This is a genomic window from Rhizobium rosettiformans, assembly GCF_016806065.1.
In the GTDB taxonomy this organism is placed as follows: Bacteria; Pseudomonadota; Alphaproteobacteria; order Rhizobiales; family Rhizobiaceae; genus Allorhizobium.
The window spans coordinates 4,009,718-4,026,885 of record NZ_CP032405.1; the positions used below are offsets into that span (position 1 = coordinate 4,009,718).

At 58.9% G+C, this 17,168-nt stretch carries 17 protein-coding genes; 3 read left to right on the top strand and 14 right to left on the bottom strand.

Annotated features, from left to right (window positions below):
• Positions 1-36 precede the first annotated feature (36 nt).
• The 3 genes from D4A92_RS19625 (at position 37) to D4A92_RS19635 (ending at position 2,744) form a co-directional block, all read left to right on the top strand.
• A complete protein-coding gene (locus D4A92_RS19625) occupies positions 37-711 on the top strand; it encodes a hypothetical protein (protein ID WP_203016714.1) in 675 nt (224 codons plus the stop codon).
• Positions 712-864: 153 nt separating this feature from the next.
• Positions 865-1,083 (top strand): hypothetical protein, encoded by a 219-nt coding sequence (locus D4A92_RS19630; RefSeq protein ID WP_203016716.1) that lies wholly within the window; start codon positions 865-867, stop codon positions 1,081-1,083.
• Between the two features lie 797 nt (positions 1,084-1,880).
• Complete coding sequence (locus D4A92_RS19635; RefSeq protein WP_203016718.1) at positions 1,881-2,744, top strand: tyrosine-type recombinase/integrase; 864 nt, start codon at positions 1,881-1,883, stop codon at positions 2,742-2,744.
• Positions 2,745-2,817: 73 nt separating this feature from the next.
• Here D4A92_RS19635 and D4A92_RS19640 read toward each other — a convergent pair whose 3' ends face one another.
• From D4A92_RS19640 to D4A92_RS19705, 14 genes are all read right to left on the bottom strand, one after another.
• A complete protein-coding gene (locus D4A92_RS19640; RefSeq protein WP_203016719.1) occupies positions 2,818-4,164 on the bottom strand; it encodes a hypothetical protein in 1,347 nt (448 codons plus the stop codon).
• A complete protein-coding gene (locus D4A92_RS19645) occupies positions 4,161-4,454 on the bottom strand; it encodes a hypothetical protein (RefSeq protein ID WP_203016720.1) in 294 nt (97 codons plus the stop codon). The genes D4A92_RS19640 and D4A92_RS19645 overlap by 4 nt, the downstream gene beginning before the upstream one ends.
• 126 nt (positions 4,455-4,580) lie before the next feature.
• Positions 4,581-5,728, bottom strand: a protein-coding gene (locus D4A92_RS19650) for an IS3 family transposase (RefSeq protein ID WP_203016721.1) whose coding sequence is annotated in 2 segments (ribosomal slippage) — positions 4,581-5,482 and positions 5,482-5,728 — 1,149 coding nt in all. Because the reading frame shifts where the segments join, the coding sequence is not laid out codon by codon here.
• Positions 5,729-5,757: 29 nt separating this feature from the next.
• On the bottom strand, positions 5,758-5,961 hold the full coding sequence (locus D4A92_RS19655; protein ID WP_203016722.1) for a hypothetical protein: 204 nt from the start codon (positions 5,959-5,961) through the stop codon (positions 5,758-5,760).
• A gap of 31 nt (positions 5,962-5,992) precedes the next feature.
• Positions 5,993-6,991: a phage late control D family protein gene (locus tag D4A92_RS19660; RefSeq protein ID WP_203016723.1), complete on the bottom strand. Its 999-nt coding sequence runs from the start codon at positions 6,989-6,991 to the stop codon at positions 5,993-5,995.
• A gap of 3 nt (positions 6,992-6,994) precedes the next feature.
• Positions 6,995-7,216: a tail protein X gene (locus D4A92_RS19665; protein WP_203016725.1), complete on the bottom strand. Its 222-nt coding sequence runs from the start codon at positions 7,214-7,216 to the stop codon at positions 6,995-6,997.
• A complete protein-coding gene (locus D4A92_RS19670; RefSeq protein WP_203016727.1) occupies positions 7,213-7,680 on the bottom strand; it encodes a phage tail protein in 468 nt (155 codons plus the stop codon). The genes D4A92_RS19665 and D4A92_RS19670 overlap by 4 nt, the downstream gene beginning before the upstream one ends.
• Positions 7,677-9,737: a phage tail tape measure protein gene (locus D4A92_RS19675; protein WP_203016729.1), complete on the bottom strand. Its 2,061-nt coding sequence runs from the start codon at positions 9,735-9,737 to the stop codon at positions 7,677-7,679. The genes D4A92_RS19670 and D4A92_RS19675 overlap by 4 nt, the downstream gene beginning before the upstream one ends.
• A 163-nt stretch (positions 9,738-9,900) precedes the next feature.
• The gene (locus D4A92_RS19680; protein ID WP_203016731.1) at positions 9,901-10,407 is read right to left on the bottom strand and encodes a hypothetical protein; all 507 of its coding nucleotides are present in this window, start codon (positions 10,405-10,407) and stop codon (positions 9,901-9,903) included.
• Between the two features lie 80 nt (positions 10,408-10,487).
• On the bottom strand, positions 10,488-11,033 hold the full coding sequence (locus D4A92_RS19685; RefSeq protein ID WP_203016733.1) for a phage major tail tube protein: 546 nt from the start codon (positions 11,031-11,033) through the stop codon (positions 10,488-10,490).
• Between the two features lie 12 nt (positions 11,034-11,045).
• Complete coding sequence (locus tag D4A92_RS19690; RefSeq protein ID WP_203016735.1) at positions 11,046-12,302, bottom strand: phage tail sheath family protein; 1,257 nt, start codon at positions 12,300-12,302, stop codon at positions 11,046-11,048.
• Between the two features lie 161 nt (positions 12,303-12,463).
• Positions 12,464-13,030 carry a hypothetical protein gene (locus D4A92_RS19695; protein ID WP_203016737.1) on the bottom strand — a complete coding sequence of 189 codons (567 nt, stop codon included), beginning with the start codon at positions 13,028-13,030 and terminating at the stop codon, positions 12,464-12,466.
• Positions 13,031-13,040: 10 nt separating this feature from the next.
• On the bottom strand, positions 13,041-13,967 hold the full coding sequence (locus D4A92_RS19700; RefSeq protein WP_203016739.1) for a tail fiber protein: 927 nt from the start codon (positions 13,965-13,967) through the stop codon (positions 13,041-13,043).
• A gap of 11 nt (positions 13,968-13,978) precedes the next feature.
• Positions 13,979-17,167: a DUF4815 domain-containing protein gene (locus D4A92_RS19705; protein WP_203016741.1), complete on the bottom strand. Its 3,189-nt coding sequence runs from the start codon at positions 17,165-17,167 to the stop codon at positions 13,979-13,981.
• Position 17,168 lies beyond the last annotated feature (1 nt).

Genomic DNA, 17,168 nt, shown 5'->3' on the forward strand with positions numbered 1-17,168 from the left:
GCAGATAGCACAACTGCGCGCTCGTTTCAGCACATCTTGCAGGTCGATTTCGACGTTTTTGGCGACACGATCGATGAGATCGAAGCGCTGGCCCATATGCTCGACGCCACCTTGCGTGAACCGGGGACGCTGCATCCCGATATCGTCTCCGGTATAACCGGTCTTTTTCGGGGGCGCATTTCGGACCTGCGGGACATCTGTGAGAAAGCCTTGGAAGAACGGCAGCGCTGGAGGGGATGGGCAGGGCCTCAGGAAGCGAGGGGAACCCCGGTGCGGCCCGAAATCCTCGCTCTGGTTTTCGAGGTCGTGTCCGACAAGATGCGCGACGTGGGCTTCTACATGCCTCCTGACAACGTACTGGAGTGGGACAGCGCCGCGAAGGATCGCGCTTGGCGTCTCGCGACACAGATTTTCAACGAACTGTGCAACAGGCTCCCCGATTCGGGCGACTTTATCGACGCTGCGAAGCAGATCCGATGGATCGAAGATCGGGTGATGGAGGAACTGGGCGAAGGTCCGGCCCAACCCGAGAAATCCAAGCAGCGGCCTACCTCCCTATCCATGCGCGAGCAATTCATTGCCCAGGCGCATGCGGATGGATACTCCTCCGCCGACATTTCGATGGCGCTAGGCCTGCGCCAGACAGCTGTGAGAAGGGCGATCCGGAAGATACTGGGTGTGAAGCCTGAGGATGAGGCCAAGACCGCCTAGTCTCGCGTTCGGTTTTGGCCCAATGGGGGCGGTTCGGCATCCACCGGACCGCCCTTTTTGCTGTCTAATCCACCAAGCGCTTTCGGCATTCACAGCGGGCCGATTTCCAAACACCTTCGAAGCCACTTCAACACCAGCTCGAAGGTTGTTCCCATGCGTTCTATTGCCCGTGCCGCTCGCCAGAAATACCCTCGCAACAACATCGTCCCCTTTTGGTTGCTCTGCTACTGGAAGTTGGTGCGAACCGAAGCCGAAGGCGACTTTGCAAAGGCGTGGAAAATGCTGCCGCGTCGCTTGCCGGCCGGCGTCCAATGCCCGACAATTGAGGTACTGGCGGTGGCCCTCGTGGATCACGGCTTGGCGGACAGATGAGGGGTTCGCGTGCAAATCTTCTTGGCATGTTTTTTCAATAATTCGGTCGATGTTTTGCGCCTGTAAGTCTTTGTTCGATATGGACTTTCAGCAACGCTGATTTGGCTATAGTTTGAGGTTCCACCGAAACGCAAAACTTAAAATTAGGAATTCGCCCCACAAAGGCCGTCATTGGCCGATTTCGCGGGAAATCTCTGAAGGCCGCTCACGCGTTGAATTTCAATGGTTTGAAGAAGCTCTGAAGAAAAACAGGCGGTTTTTGAAGCCCTTTTCGAAGTCTGCCCCAATCTATGGGAAACTTCCGTCTTTCGGCGCGAATTTCCGATTTTGCGTGTCAAAAAGTTGGTGCTGCGATAGCCCGGCTCTCACTGCCAAGTGACTGACATTGTTTCGTATTGTCTTGTTTGGACGCACAATGGCACGTTTAGCCATAAATTCCGGAAATGGGTGTCAAACAACAATCGTGCAGCCCCTTTCTCGCTCCGGGGCACATCGCGGATTGCCTCGCAGCGGCGGCAAAACCGATGTAGCCGGACGCGCAAATCCGGAAATTTGACACGCAAATCCGGAAAAATGAATTTTCCACCGGTCGTGTCAAAAACGCTCTTCAAGGCCTAATCGAAGACCCGTCACGCAGCCTTTGAATAGAATGCCACGGATTTCCTCAATCACTCGGTAATAATACCTTACGTTTCCAGTTAGCCGCTCATTGACCCTCTGGCTCGTCCGCCTCTACCGTTGGCCATCGGAGCTGCTGGCCCATCTCCGCTTCCCCAAAATTCATATTGGAGCATCCGATGGACATTACGTCTCTCGGGGGAGAACGGGCCGCCCCTTTCGAACCCACTTTCGCCAGCGCTGCCGAGAGCTACCTGAAGCATGGAGGCGAGGAGCGCTATCTCGCACCGATCGTCGCATATTTCGGTGATCGGCCATTGAAGACGATCTACCCGTTCGACATCAAGGCGATGGCCGAAGCCCTCTACCCCTCGCAAAGCAATGCCACGCGCAACAGGCAGGCCGTCACGCCGGCTCGGGCAGTTCTGATGCACGGCTATGACCGAGGTTGGTGCAATTTCATCCGAGTTCGACGGTTCAAAGAGGAGAAGCCGAAAAGGCGGAAACCGGCAACTGCTGTCTGGCTCCACGCGTTTTCTCGCCAGTGCGACAAGGATGGTTTAGAGCACCTGGCTGCGATCGTCCTGTTCATGGCTTCGACGGGAGCGAGAATCAGCGAAGCGATTGCCCTCCGTTGGGACGAGGTAGATCTGACCGCGAGAACGGCGCTCCTGTTGAAGACAAAAACCAGTACGAACTCCATGCGCTATCTGACAGATGAGGTCGCCAGAAGGCTGCGAGGCCTGAAGGAGGGAAACAGCTCAACCGATCGCGTTTTCAGGTACAGCAACAGGCACTCTGTCAACGAGCGGATCCGTGCAGTCTGCGACCGCGCGGACATTCCCTACAAGCCCCCTCATACATGCGGACGACACACCTTCGCATCTACAGCCATCGAGCTTGGCATGGATGTGAAGACGACGATGATTGCGGGAGACTGGCGCAGCTCGTCGGTATTCCTGGAGACCTACGTCACGCCCAGGGGAACACCTGGGCGGGTCGTTGCTGATCGCATGAACGTCCACGATTTTGGCGATATCTAGCGGTTAACGATGTCAAAGAACGGCCCGCCTTTGAGGCGGGCCTTCCACGCCCTTCGGTGATGGGGTGGTGGGGTTAAAGCGGAAGCTTCTGCAAGAATATGCTTCCGATACGGCATCTGTCAGCGCTCGCCGCAGCCCGCGCCTGCCGGAGCAAAAGTCTCACGGGATCGCCGGAAACATCAGATATGGTGAAGTCGAAAGACCCGGATGAAACGACATTGCCCATGAAGCCAGTCGCAATTGGCGTAGGAGTTACGTTAGATCCGTTTGTCGCCTTGGTAATGAAGACGTCAGTGCCGCCATTGGGATTTCCGGCGAGCGACACATCGCCAAACAGCAGGCGATAGTCACCAGGCTCAGAGATACCCAAGATAAGAGAGACGCGATTGAATGGCGCACCAGTTCCGTCACCGTTAAGCAGAAGCGTGTCGGGCGTAGTCGCCGTGTCAATTGACGCTGTTCCGGCGTGTATCGTGACGCCGGAAAGCCCATCGTCCTCTGCAACGTAATTGAGAGGCGGGGTTGGATCTGGATCTGTTCGCCAGAACTTGGTCTGACGGTTTACAGTTGCGATAGAAAGAGGCGAAGACGTTGCCGGGTCAAACTCTGCGTAGAACTTAATGCGGCTCTGGCCTGTGTGCTGCCTGACGTAGTAGCGCATAAAGTTCGACTGTTCGTGGGCATCGCATGTTATCTGCGCCTGTATCCCGCTCGTCGGGTTTCGCAGTATGACCCCGCTATCAACCGTAATTTTGTCGTTGACTACGATTTGCTCAAATGTCTCGCCCCCGTCAGTGCTGTACTGCGAGGCGTTCGACAAGATCTCGTGTGATACAAGCACCTCGCTCCAGACCTGATCACTGGAAACAAAGGACATCGCGTCCCTGAAAATGCCATTCGGCAAGATCTGGCATTCAAACTCGGCGTCAACCTGCGCCGCTCCGGTCACGCCGACAGAGGAACGAGTCAGGCGGAATGTGCCGCGCTGCTCGCCGCTTGTGGAAACATCGGGGATATGAAGCTCAGATGTTGTCTCGCCGCCGTGGAAACTCATCACCCATTTAGACTCTGCGTTGCTGTAGAACGCATAATCGCGAGCGCCGAGGTCGAACTCGGACGCGATAATGACACGGTTCACATTATCGTCGTGAGGGCTTTCAACGGAGGGCAGCCCGTAAATTCCGACCCGCCGCCAAGCATCCCAAGGAGATCCGGTGTCAGTCGCGCCTGAGCCCCCATCATCTTTTATGAACTGGTAAGCGATTGCTCCGGAGACGCCTAAATCGGCAACAGCAACCTTTACCCAAAACTCATCGTCGCTGACATACTCGACAGCATACACACCACCCTTGTTTGGGGCGAGGCCGAGCTTCATTCCGCCAAGACAGAGATTTCCATTCCCCAAAACAAGAGTGTTCATTCTGAAATGACCTCGAACGTAAGAGCGCCCTCACCAGACGGATAAGCGTAGACGTTGATGGGGCTGAACTCGCCGACCGACAGCGAGATTGGCTGGCCGCTTTTCACAGTGATGAAATCAAGTGCGTTACCGGTGCCTGACGGATTGGGCGCAGTACCAGGCGTAGAGGCGCCTGTCTTGATGTAGGCGACGCCAGGCGACCTGAGCGAAGCCAGAAAGTTGACAACACTTGTTGCGATCGGCGTCCACTGGCCGGCGGGGCAAACAACCCCTTTTGTGGTTACAGGCATGGTTGCTTCCTCTCTTAGAAATTGCTCCAGGCCTTCGCAGCAGAACCGCCTTTGTTCTCGCGAACGGCAATCTTCACGAAGGGCAACTTGGCGAAGTGGCCTGCTGCCGGTTTTTCGGACACCGAGTTAGGCTAATCCCACTTTGTTTTCAAATTCCATAGGGCTGAGGTAGCCCAGTGTCGAATGGCGACGCTTTGGATTGTAGAAGCGCTCGATGTAATCGAACACGTCCGCCTTTGCATCGTCCCTGGTCCTGTAGACCTTGCGAGCTGTCCTTTCCGTTTTGAGTGATGAGAAGAAGCTTTCCATCGCGGCATTGTCCCAGACATTGCCGGATCGGCTCATCGAGCATGTGATGCCGTGGTCGGCCATGAGACGCTGGAACTGCTCGCTTGTGTATTGGCTACCCTGGTCCGAATGGTGGAGGAGCGCATCTGGCTTGCCTCTGCGCCAGATGGCCATGATCAACGCATCTGTAACGAGCTGGGCTGTCATATTGGTGCTCATCGACCAGCCAACAACACGTCGCGAGAACAGGTCGATGACGACGGCCACATAGAGCCAGCCCTCAGCCGTCCATAGATAGGTAAAATCGGCCACCCACTTCTGGTTCGGTCTTGCTGCCGCGAACTGTCGGTCTAGCACATTCGGCATGATGACAGGGCGCTCACCGTCGTCTTTCGGCAAGCCACGCCGTCTCGGCCTTGCTCTCAATGCATTTTCCCGCATGAGACGCTCGACGCGATGCAGGCCACAGGAGAGGCCTTCGGCGAGGAGGTCGTGCCAGACACGCCGCGCGCCATAGGTGCGGTCGCTATCCTTGAAGCTGTCCTTGATCTTGTCGAGCAGAGCCTCGTCATACCGGGCATGCTGGCTCGGAGACCGGTTTAACCAGGCATGAAAGCCGGAACGCGATACACCCAGCGCTTCGCAGAGCCATGCCACCGGCCAGATCGAACGGTGCTTTGCAATGAACGCGAACTTCATATCACGTCCTTCGCAAAGTAGGCGGCGGCCTTTTTTAAGATGTCACGCTCCGCCTTCAGCTTGGCCACTTCTTTCCGAAGCCTCTCGATCTCAAGCTGCTCAGGCTTCATCTGTCCCTGACCAGGAAACGCCTGTGCTGGGTCCGAACCATATTCCCTGACCCACTTGCGCAGGACATTCTCATGAACATCCAGATCGCGGGATGCCTGCGCAACGCCGACCCCACGCTCTCGAACCAATCTCACCGCCTCAAGCTTGTACTCGCGGCTGAACTTCCTTCGTTGCATTAATGCACTCCAGTTTCATTGGAAGCACCTTAACTCGGTGTCCAAGAAACCGGCAGCAGGCCAAAGCGCTCGAACTTCTTTTCGGGTTTGATGGTGGCTACAAGCATCCAGTCAGCAGCCCCATCAACCCGGCCCAGCACATCAAAGAGAGCCCCGCTATGATCCGCCTTCACCTGGATGATGAAATCATCGGCGGGCGACCATCCCACACCTTCACCAGTCACCGTGGTCACATCTAGTCTCGTTGGCATTTCATGTCCCCTCTCAGGTCTTTGCGGCGCATTCGAATGACATCAGCCATCCGCCGCTCTCATCAAAAGTGAAGGTGTGAACGAGCGTTGGCGCGACCAGCTCGAAGCCAGCCCATCCACCGAAGCCCGAAAGGATGACAGGGGCGCCCGCCATAGCCTCGGGCCGCCCCTCGATGGTGATGCCGCCGCTCACCGTTGCCCTTGCCAGATCGAGCGCCTCGGCACGGCTTCGCTGCCTTGCTTCGCTTGCGGACGGTGCCGGATGAAGGCCTAAAAAGCGCGCGGCCTGGCCGAGGCCGGGAACGGCCTCCAGGAACGAGATGCCAAGCCCTTCATCAAACCAGCTCGACTGCACCTCACCGAATTCCGGACGGCCTTCCGTCGTCAGGTCGCAATCGATCACCTCATCCATCGAGACGGTAATCGGCGGCAGGGTCGAACCGTTCGCCGTTTCGCCGCTGTTTTTCATGGTGATCAACCATTCACCGTTTGCCAGCTTAAGGGTCGCCCCGAGTTCATCGGCCAGCGTCTGGGCAAAGCCCACGGCCGATTGCTGATAACGCAGGCGGTACGGGATCTCGATCGCTTCGACGGACGGATGCACCTTGGCGTTCTTGCCAACGCCGGCCGCAAGCCGCTTGAAGATTTGTCCTGCCGTGGCCTCTTCAAAGCTCTCAAGATCTGCGGCTTTGTCAGCATCGACGAAGTCTGCCGATCGGCAGGTAATTGTCATGATCCAGCCGCTCTCGGCGTCAAAGGTCAGGCCGGCGCTCTGGAAGGTGAAGAGGCCCGCGTCTTTCAGTCCTTGCCCTGTCCAGCCATAGATGAGCCGATACTGTGTGCCCTTGGCCGGCGCAGCCTGAAGCGGCGTAGAAACCGAGAACTGCATATTGATCTCGTCCGCATCTCCGCCCTCATTGTCGGTGAAGGACAACGACATCAGCGAGCTGCCCCATCCGGGAACGAGGTCCGCTCCGGACTGACCGATTACCTGGACCAATGGCTTCCTCATCAATCACTCCCAGGCCAGCGCAAAGCGCCTGCCGGCGCTCTTCGGTGAAAACTCTGCTGGCAGGCGGATGACTGTGCCTGCCGGCACAACGCCCGACTGCATCAGACCGGCAAGACCGGGATTGGCGTCGAGGAGTGCCTCGACGGTGCCCTCCAGTTCGGTCTGCATCAGCTTCTTGGCGATGCGGTCGAGGCGCTCGCCTCCATGGGCCACGGTGTAGCTCATCTGATGATGCCTCCGAGGCTGACAATCTTCGCGCCACCGTTCAACGCAGACGTGGCCGGCAGCATCAGAAGCCCCAGCGAAACGTCAACTTGGCGACCGACGCCATCAAACGGGTGCAGCCGCTCTTCATCTGTGTCGATCGTCTCGATAACGCAAAGCCCACCCGACTCCCCGAGATAGTTCCCGCGCAACCGGATGTAGGGCACGACCGCCTGGGAGCGATGAAGGGCTCTGAGGATTGCATAGGAATCGAGCCCGCCAACGACATGGGGAAAGGTCTGGGCCTCGATCGTCACGCGCTCCGGGTCAACGCCAGTTGCCTGAGTGCGAAAACCTGCCTGCACCGGATGGATGGGAAAGCGCGCAGTCGATGAGTAGCTGATCCTCTGCGGGTTGAGCCCCACCGTGTAGAGGATGGCGCCGCCGATGGAGATCAATGCACCGTTGGGACGAAGAGCACTCATGCGAGCCTCCTGCCGGTGTCATAGAGTGTCCGTGCCTGCGCCCTCTGGATCTCGCGAGCAGCATGCCGACCGGCGTGCTTGGCATTCGGCGAGGTGATCGTCTGGTTGATGTTGCCCGGAGAAAGAGAGGACTGCTTGCCGGGCGCTGGAGATGCCGGCGCTCCGGTTGGTGGCACATAGGTAGGCGCGATGACGGGCGACACAGTGAAGCCGAGAAGCGCCTTGATCCGATCGGCAATCGATTGGGCTTCCTGCTCTGCCTTTGCGCCTTCCTCGGCAAGCCCCTCACGATAGCCCTCCATGGAGGTCTGCGCCGACGGCTTCAAACTGATCCCGAAGTGCTCTTTTGAATTGAACTCCGGATCAGCGGCGCTTCCCCAGAGCAAGCGGTCGACTGCAGAAGGCTCCTTGCGTCCGGATGAAGTGTGTTCGAGCCAGAGCCTCAGACCCTCCTGAAGCATGCCGCCGTTCGGCATCATCGAAACGGGGTTATTCTGCTGCTGCTCTCGCGCTTGTTCCATCGCCTCGGACATGGCCCGAGCAGCACCGGTGAGAAAGGGAAGCAAGGGCGCCGCGACGTCCTTTATGTTTTGCCCGACGTTCGAGCTGAGCCTTGAACCCTGCGAGTTCAAGTTGTCAGTCGCGTTTTGGTATTGGCCGTCGACGGTCCCGCTGGCCTCGTCCATCTTGGCCATCAGAGCCTCGACCGCTTCGAGATCATCGAAGATTGCAGACAGTCCTTTGAAGCTCTCATCGTTTCGGAAGAGATCGCGCATCTTCCTCTGATCGCCACCTACGGCTTTACGGTAGGCCTTGATGAGCGCGAGAACCGGATCCTGACCTTCCTTTGCCGCAGCCTCCTGTACCGCGAAAGCATCAAGGCCGTAGTCCTTCTTTGCTCTTTCGGTCACCTCGGGCGCCAGCATGTCACGAAGCATCGCCTCAAACGACGTCTTGGTCTGGTCAGATGATCCAGAACGCTCTCGAATGGTCTGTGCCATGGAGGCTGCCAGGCTAACGCCCTTGCCGCCTGTCGAACCCTGTACTGCCATCGCCGCAAGCATCGATGGGAAGTTGCGAGCCATGTCACCGACTTCGAACATGCCGGCATTGCCGCCGACGATGATCGAATCGTAGACGCCCGAGAGATCCTTGGGATCAATCTTCATATTGTTGCGTAACGCCGTCGCCATGCTGGCAGCATCGCCGACGCCCGAATCCGAAGCCTTGGCGAACTTCAACACGCCCTCGGTCATCGCGGCCGCGTCGCCGTGCGTGAGCCCGCCTGCGAGGAGAGACCCGAAGGCGTCCATGGCGCCCGTCTTGCCTACACCATACTTAGGCCCGATGGCGCCAAGCATCTGATCATATCGCCGCTTCTCCTCATCGGTGAAGCCACCAATATTCTGGATCTGGTCGAGCCTGAACTCATCATTCCCGGCGGCACGAACCGCAGCGCCTGCCGCAACGGCCGCACCCGCCGGCACTGCGCCGGCCAGGTAGGCGCCGCCGGCACCCAATGCCAAGGGAACGCCGAACTGGTCGAGGGCTCCCTCGGCCGAGGACATCATTCCGCCAGCTGGTCGCCAGTGCCCGTCAGCAATCAGACGCCCTCCGCCGGTCGTCATGGTGGAGTATCCAGGCCTGATCTGCCGGATTTTGTTCTGGGCGACGTCGGCTGCCTGACCGATCTCGGCAATTGCAGCCTTTGCGCTGGCGGCATCAGACTTCAGGCCTGCAAACGCGCCGTTGTCGATACTGGCGACAGCCTGACGTGCCTGGTCGGCCTCGGTCTTGATCCGGCCGACTGCGCTGGCGGCTTCCTTTGCTTCACCTGCGACACCGTTGAAGCTCGTGCCGATCGCAGAGATCTTTTGCTTGGCGTCATCGGCGGATCGTCCAATTGCACGGATATCCTGGTTGAGCTGATCACCGCCCCGCGACCGGCCGATCTGGTCGGCTGCCTGTTTGATGTCCTTCAGGTCGCGTTCGGCTTCATCAGCTCCACGCTTCTGATAATCAAGGCGAAGCCTGAGGGCGACATCGATATTGGTCATCGGCCTCGACCCCATGTCTCCGCATAGACGGATTGCGCTTCAGGATACCAAAGCAGCGCCTCGTCCCAAGGCATGCGCGAAAGCGCGTCCAGAGGAGTAGAGAAGCTGTTTGAAATTCGGGCCATCACGGAACGCCACCTCGCCAGATCAATGATGACGCGGTTCAGTCCCTGGGGACCGGCCGCAACAACGGGGGCAAAAAATCGAAACACACTCCGGTAACTCGCTCACCATCCTTGGCCTCCAGGCCGCGCAGCACATCGGCCTCCAGACCGGTCATGATGGCGTAGATGTCGAACATGTCAGGCGACTTCGGATCTCGCCGATCCAGAATGTCGCCCATCTGGCCGACCGTCAGCCTGTTCACCGCAACGGTTTCAACGACTCCCAGCGCCGGATGCTCGAACGGGAAGTCGAGAGCGACGGATTGGCTCATGTCCTTGAGGAATTTGAGGGCTGCGATCGGCCGATCAGCCGGAGCCAGAGCCAGAGCGACCGCCTTCACTACCGGCGTCTCAGCTTCCACCTTGCCCTTCGCCTTGCCACTATTGTCCAGCTCCTCCCACATCTCCGGAGGCGGCAACGGGATCTCCTCAACCTTCACGTCGGCAGGATTGTTCTTCGACTGAGGGGTGGAGACGAGAGCGGTGTGAGGGCGGTTCGAAGTCATTTTGAAGCCTCTTCAAAAGGAAGGCCGGCCGCGTCATTTCGCGGCCAGCACAGAAGGGATCAGACGCTCGGGGTCCGAGGTCAGGCCGCGATAATGCGATTGTGCTCGGCCGTGTAGTTCACACCGTCGATGATCAGCGTGTTGTTCTGGATGTCGAACTTATGCACGGTCCGGCCGTTGAAGATGTCGTGGTAGAGCACGATCGACGACCAGCGCAGCCGGGTGGCGCCGCTCGACTTCTGACCCTTCACACCGCCCTGGGCATACTCGTTGAGCAGCCCCTTCATGAACACGACACGACCCGTGAGCTGCGGCTGCCCGCCGCCCTCGACCTCGCCTGTCGAATTGTTCGGGAAGACGTTCAGAAGGTTCTCGTAATAGGTGACCGTCGTCCAGTCGCCCGGCTCGCGGCCGAAGCGCGACTTCAGATCCTCGTGTACGCCGTTGACCGACATTTCGCAGGAGAGCGGCTGGATCTCGGCCGGCAGCTCCATCGCGAAATAACCGCCGCCCATGACGAAGCTCATCATTTCGCGGGTCAGTGCCGGCAACGTGGTTTCGTCGGCCCGCAGACGCTGGTTGATCTCGTTGCAGTACCAGTTTCCGCCTCGGATAATGCGATCCATATTCGGTCTCCTTTAAGCCGTGACGCGGATGTTCGAGAGGCCGAGCTGTGAGAGCGAAGACGCAATCGCGGCTTCCAGCAGGTCGAAGGCCTCCGGCATGGGTTCGTCGTAAAGCTGCAGATCGACCAGATCAGGCGTCTCCGCCCAGCGCATCTTGACGCGAAGGCCACCGGCTTCGAGCAGCGTTGCCGGGTTTTGGGCCTTCGACCAGATCAGCTCGTAGCTGATCAGCGCGCCAAGCGTCACAAGGTCAGACAGGAACTGGTCGGCTGCGCGATAGATTAGCGAGACGACGTGGGGCGTCATGTCCTCGGCTGCATATTGGCGCATCGGGCGCAGCATGGCCTTGGAGGCGGCAAGGCGCGTGCGGATCTTCTTGATCGAGCGCCAGCTTTTCACGGTCGGGTCGGTCGCCGTGGTGAACGGTGCCCATAGAAGATTGCCTTCGATGATCGAACCGACGCCGGCCTGGGCAAGCTGGTTGGCTTCCGAGCTGACATCGCCGTCGGTGTAGCCGACCGGCACCGATGGAGCGAGCACGCCCTGAAGCGCACGGTTCCAGAAGGCCTTGTAAGGCCCACTCGTTTCCTTGTCCCGGCGCACCATGGCAGCGGCAACATGGGCTGAGAGCGGACGCGTGACATTCCCGGCCCCCAGATTGACGACGCCACCGGGATACATGCCGATGACGTTGAGCGCGGTCGCGAAGTCCTCAGCCCATTCGATCGAATTGGCAATCGAGGACGAAGGCGTGTCGGCGATGACCATGCAGTCGATGATGCGGTCGGCCACCGTGCGAGATGCCGCCACGATCGGGTTTGCAGCACCGCCCAGGCGGTGGGACATGTAGCCAGGCGCAATGATGCAGCCGGGTTCAAGCTTGATATGGCTCTTGGCATCGAGCAGCGCCCAGACACCCGTCTTTGCGCCGGCGCTGCCGACAATGCCGTTCACTTCCGCTTCAAGCTTCTGGGCGGGATCAGACAGCGTCGAATGCGGCGTGCGAACGAAGGCGACGTCGCCAACGATGCCTTCGGACAACATCTGATCGACCGCGTCGCGGGCCATGCTGGCGCCGAGCAGTTCAAGCTGTTCGGGATTGTCGAGCGAAAGAACCGTAGGCTCGTCGATCGGGAAGGCCGTATTGTCGGCAAGTGGCGCCGGCAGCGCCATGCCGATCACGGTCGAATTGCGCGTATCGATCCTGGCAACAGTGCTGCGGAGATTGGAAGACCGGCGTACGCCGACGAAATCCGTGGTGCCTGACATCGGTCATCCCTGCCTTGTGTTTCGAAGCTTGGATGACGTTAGGCACTACGTGCCAAAATGGCCGGCTGACAGGTGTCAGCCGGCGAGTTGCCATTTGTTTTGAAGCGGGGATGGCCGGAGAATGATCGCTCCGGACTGCAAATGCAAGCCCGCTTGGCGGCCTATGGCCAATAGCTGTCGTCGGCGTAGTCCCGCGGGATCTGGGCCATGGCCTGAAGGTTGAAACTCGCCGCGAAGATTGGCTGGCGATGGGCTCCGGCAGCCAGCAGAACGGACTGCCATTCCATCGCAGTCACCGATACGGCCCCCGTGTTGGTCGTGATGTGGATAGCGTGGTCAGGCATGCCGGAGTTGATAGCCGCCTGCGCAAGCTTGGTGACCTCATCCCATCCGTACATGTCGGCAGGCGTAGTGCCGATGAGATGCTGCCCGCGCTCATCACCGAAGTCATAGGCAAACCCGGATGAAAGCCGCATCTGGCGTTCCGCAATAACCATCAACTCCGTCACGACGGGGTCAGGTGTCGGCTCGACATCAGGCTCCTCGATCGGCGCATAGCCCCATTCACCATTGACGAAGCGGCGGATGAAGCCCTCCTGATGGGCCGGCGGGACAATCGTGGTGGCATATGCCGGAACAAGGATTACGCCTGGCTCAAGCGGGCTTTCATCTGCTGGCGATGGCCCGAGATATTCGCCGGTCTCTGGTTGGTAGTTGAAAACGAACATGGGCGTATCCTCAGAAAGCGCGTATTATCTTGAGCTTGGCGATGTTTTTCATGCGAGCTTCGGGACCGCCAGAGGACTGGATGCTGATGCCGGTTGTTGCTGCGGAGGTAAGGGAAGCCCCGTAGTAGAGCCCCGGCCCGGTCGCGATGATCAGGCTACTGCCGCCAAAGCCAGTGTGCGGGTGCGCGTGTCCAGGATCATTGACGCCGTGCGTGTGTGGAGCGTTCGCATCTGCCTGATAAGACCCGAGTGTTCGGCCAGCATCGAGCCCACGACCGTCATCAAGACCGCGCGCCACCACGCCTCGACTGTCAGGCACATTAAAGGTCGTTGATCCGTCCCCTGCGCCGAATGTGGTCCCGATCGTCTGGAACAGGGTGTTGTAAGTGCTCCTTGAGATTGCAGCCCCGTTCTCCTTGAGGAACCCGGTTGGTAGGGTCAGGCTGTTCCACTCGATCGTCTGACCGATCTTGATCCCACCGGCCGATATAAGGGCGTCTACTTCAGAGCGGGTGTAGACAGCGGACGCATCGGCCTTCGCGGCTAGTGCCTGGAGCAGGCCAACGATCTGGGCAATCGAATGCTCATGATTGCCCAATGCCGCCAATGGTGAGCTTGGCAGCCACTGCCCGTTTGCCGCCTTGACCAGCACATAGCCGATAGCGGCAAGACCGGCCCCATTAACATCGCTCAAGCTGTCCAGCGAAAACGCCTGGTTGGCGTTCATCTTGCCCGCGAGTGCGGATAAAAGTCCTTCGATCTGCGCCATGGTGTGGGGGTGGGATACTGGGGCTCTCGTGTCCACGGCATCCGAAATCAACTTCATGACGGCATCGATCGTGTCGAAAGCCTCTGCCAACTTTCCGACATCAAGAGAGATGTCGTTTGCCGGGTTAGGCTTGGCAATGCCGAAGTTGGCTGTAACTGGATTGGTCATCAGTCCACTCCTCACATGATGCCTGCACCGAGGTCTCCGATGACCAGCCGTGAGGCTGGACCGCCGGTCCCTGTGATTTTCAGTCGGACAAGATCAGCCGTCTGGCCGGTCAGCTCATACTTGCGCTCCGTCCACTGCGGGAACGGAAGCTGCTCTACCTCATCAAGCGGCATATCCACCCAGGCTCCACCATCCTTGGAGATCTCCACAGTCAGGGCAGATCCGCCGGGCAGGAACGCCTTGAAATAGGTCGCGATGCGAACCGCCTCGCCAAGCTCAAAGGCGCGGGAGACATAAGTGAATTCCTGGGCAATCTCGCCGGCTATAAGCTCAACCGGTGCATACAGGATCGGGGAGAGCTTGTTGGTCCCGCGAAGGACGGCACGAAGCTCAACAGTTTCCGTGATGTACTCGGTCAGCTGCAGCACCTGGAATGGCGCCAGCCGGTAGATGGTCCCGTTCGGACGCTCAATTTCGAACTCGACAGAGCACCCGGCAGATGGAAGCTCAACCGCCGCCCTGACCTGAAGGTCCGAGCAATTCAAAAGATCAAAAGAGCCAAGCTCAACTGTCTTTGTCGTCACCGGGAACACAGCAGCGACAGTCCGGAATGCCATGGCCTCGTCCTGGTGTGCCGTCCAGGTGGACGCATTGAGGGAAGAAAAACGGGGCGACACCACATACGGATGACGGCTGACCTTTTGCTGCTCAGCGACATCGATGCCGCCAAGCTTTGCAAATGAGATCGAATGCTCGGCATCGTCTGTCTTGATCACGTGCGCATGCAGCACCTGCGGCGACGTGGTCACCGGCAGCGTGTAGCGTGCCTGCTTCCAGCCCGCCGTCGCACCGACCATCGAGAGCAAGGCTTCCGCCCGGATATTCGTGGTCGGATAGCCATTTTCCATGGTGACCTGGTTGACGATGATATTGTTCGTCTCATCACCAATGGCGCAGAGGTGGAAGTCGATTCCGACGATCTGGCGAAGTTCCGGAACGGCAAAGCCTTGAGCCTGCGGATCGGAGGCGCGTTCCCCGCCGCCTGAGCGAAACTCGGTCACGATTTGCGGCGTCCAGGAGTTGATTGTGGTCACCTGTCGCATGACATTGACCTCGATCGTTCCCTGCCCCGCGAAGAGCGCCGTGGCCTCTGTGTCGGCCATCGACCTGGCATAGACGATCTTGGTGCCTGCTGTGACATTGGCCGGGATCGTGAATGTGCCGGTGATTATGCCTTGTGCATTCGCCGTCTGCGTTCCTGCCGGCTTCACATCGACGCCGTCAAAGGTCAGCTCTTCCAGGATCTCGCCTTCCAGGAAGCCGGCAATCTCGAAGGCAACCGGGATCTGGCGGAGGAATTCAATCTGCTGGACCCTGCGGTCCACCAGCTGATTGTCCGTCGAGGTCGTTCGAAGCGGCCCGCCATCGGCACGGGTGCCCCGATTGAACTCCTGTGTGACGCCTGATGTCCACTGTGTCTGGCGCTCGGTCCAGAAGTCTGCGGCTGGCGTCAGACGAAGCTGTCCCGGCAAAAAGGTGAAATTTGCGTATGGATTGATCTCTTCGCAGAAGGTTCGAAGCTCCTGGGAGATTATGACCTCTTCCGTCCAATCCAGCATGACTGGCGCCGAGAGTGTGGCAGTGAAGAATGTCGGCTCAATCGCCAGCATCAACATGCCGTCCGCAATAGCCCCGCTCTGCGCGGTGCCCGCATCGCGGTAAGTGTCGTCAATGAACGGATCGACGAAGATGCCCTTCTTGGCCACCGGCTCACGAAAGTCGATGTCATACTTCAACCGGTCGAGCTGGATGAACCGCTGCACATCAATGATGAAGTCGAAATACCGCTCCATGTCATCACGGGTCCGGAAGATCGTCCCGTCATTGACAACCTTGGGCGCACCGATCCAGTCATTCTCGATGGTGGCCAGCTTCAGCAGTGTCGGCGATATGAGGGGCGCACGCGGGTTTCTCGCTGCCGATATGCCTTTCACATAGACCGGCGCACCTTCTTCGTTGAGGCAGAGGCGGTCGATGCGAGGAAGCTTGCGGGTATAGGCAAAGATAGCATCACCGTTTGCAGCACCACCAGCCAGTGTGATTGTGAAAGCCGTCGAGGCAACAGGTGTCACGCTGTCCCGGTAGCGGTAGACAACTGTGTAGGTTGAACCCGCCGCAGGCTCGGCCCCGGCACGCGCCCAATCGACCGTGTTGTTCACCCGGTCGAAGTCGACACCGGCCACATAGGTGGTCCCACCTTGCGTGACCGACACAATCGAAACGATAGAGTTGTTCGGTAACGCGTCGGCACCATTGGCGACGGCACCACGGGTGATGTTCGCCGTGACTTCCTTTGTCAACAGTATGGAGTTGATGACCCCGATAGGCCCTTCGGCCACCGTGAAGGTATGCTGTGCTCCACCCGGATAGATCTGTGTTTCGCCGGGTATGGCAAGCTCGTCCCAATCTTCCGGCTCGGCGTGGCGAAGAGCCGCGAAAGCAGTCCGCTTCATGCCGTTGATGTTGGCCTCGCCCTCGGAGATCGTGAACAGCTGGTTGCCGCCATTGGTACCAAGGGCCGTAACCTTTCTGCCCCTGACGATGTAATTGCCGTTCGGCTCATCATATTCCTTGATAAGCTGGAATGCAGGAGCAAGAACACTCGGGCCAACCTGATCAAGAATGGTGCCGTTCTGCAGAGTGTAAACCGAGTAGAACTCACCGGCTCCGCCATCTCCGGCCCAGGCCCAGGTCGCAAAGCCTACCTCGCGCGCGGCACCCGGCTCGCCTTCGGACGGTTCGCCTGCTACGAGGCCCTTCAGGGCAGGCTCATCCTCATCCGTGAGGTAGCTCACGACAAGACGAATGCCGACCTCGACGCGGCCAACCATCGGGACCAACGTCAGGACACGCTCCGGCACGTCCCAGATATCGCCATCAGCGGCAACAACACCTGCAGTCAGCGTGACGGTCCCGGCAGCCGTGTCGACAATGGCTTCGCCGCGCTCGATCCGGTCGCCGTCACTGAAGATCAAGCGACCAAACCGCGCACTGCGGGCTCGCTGGATTGTCTGTGATTCAATCAGTTCCGCACCCTGGATGAACTTGCGTTTCCCGTAATGGACAACGCTTCGCCAGTGAGCGCGACCTTCGGCGCGATCGTAGGCATCTGGCAGTCCACTCTTGTGCTCGTAAGCCATC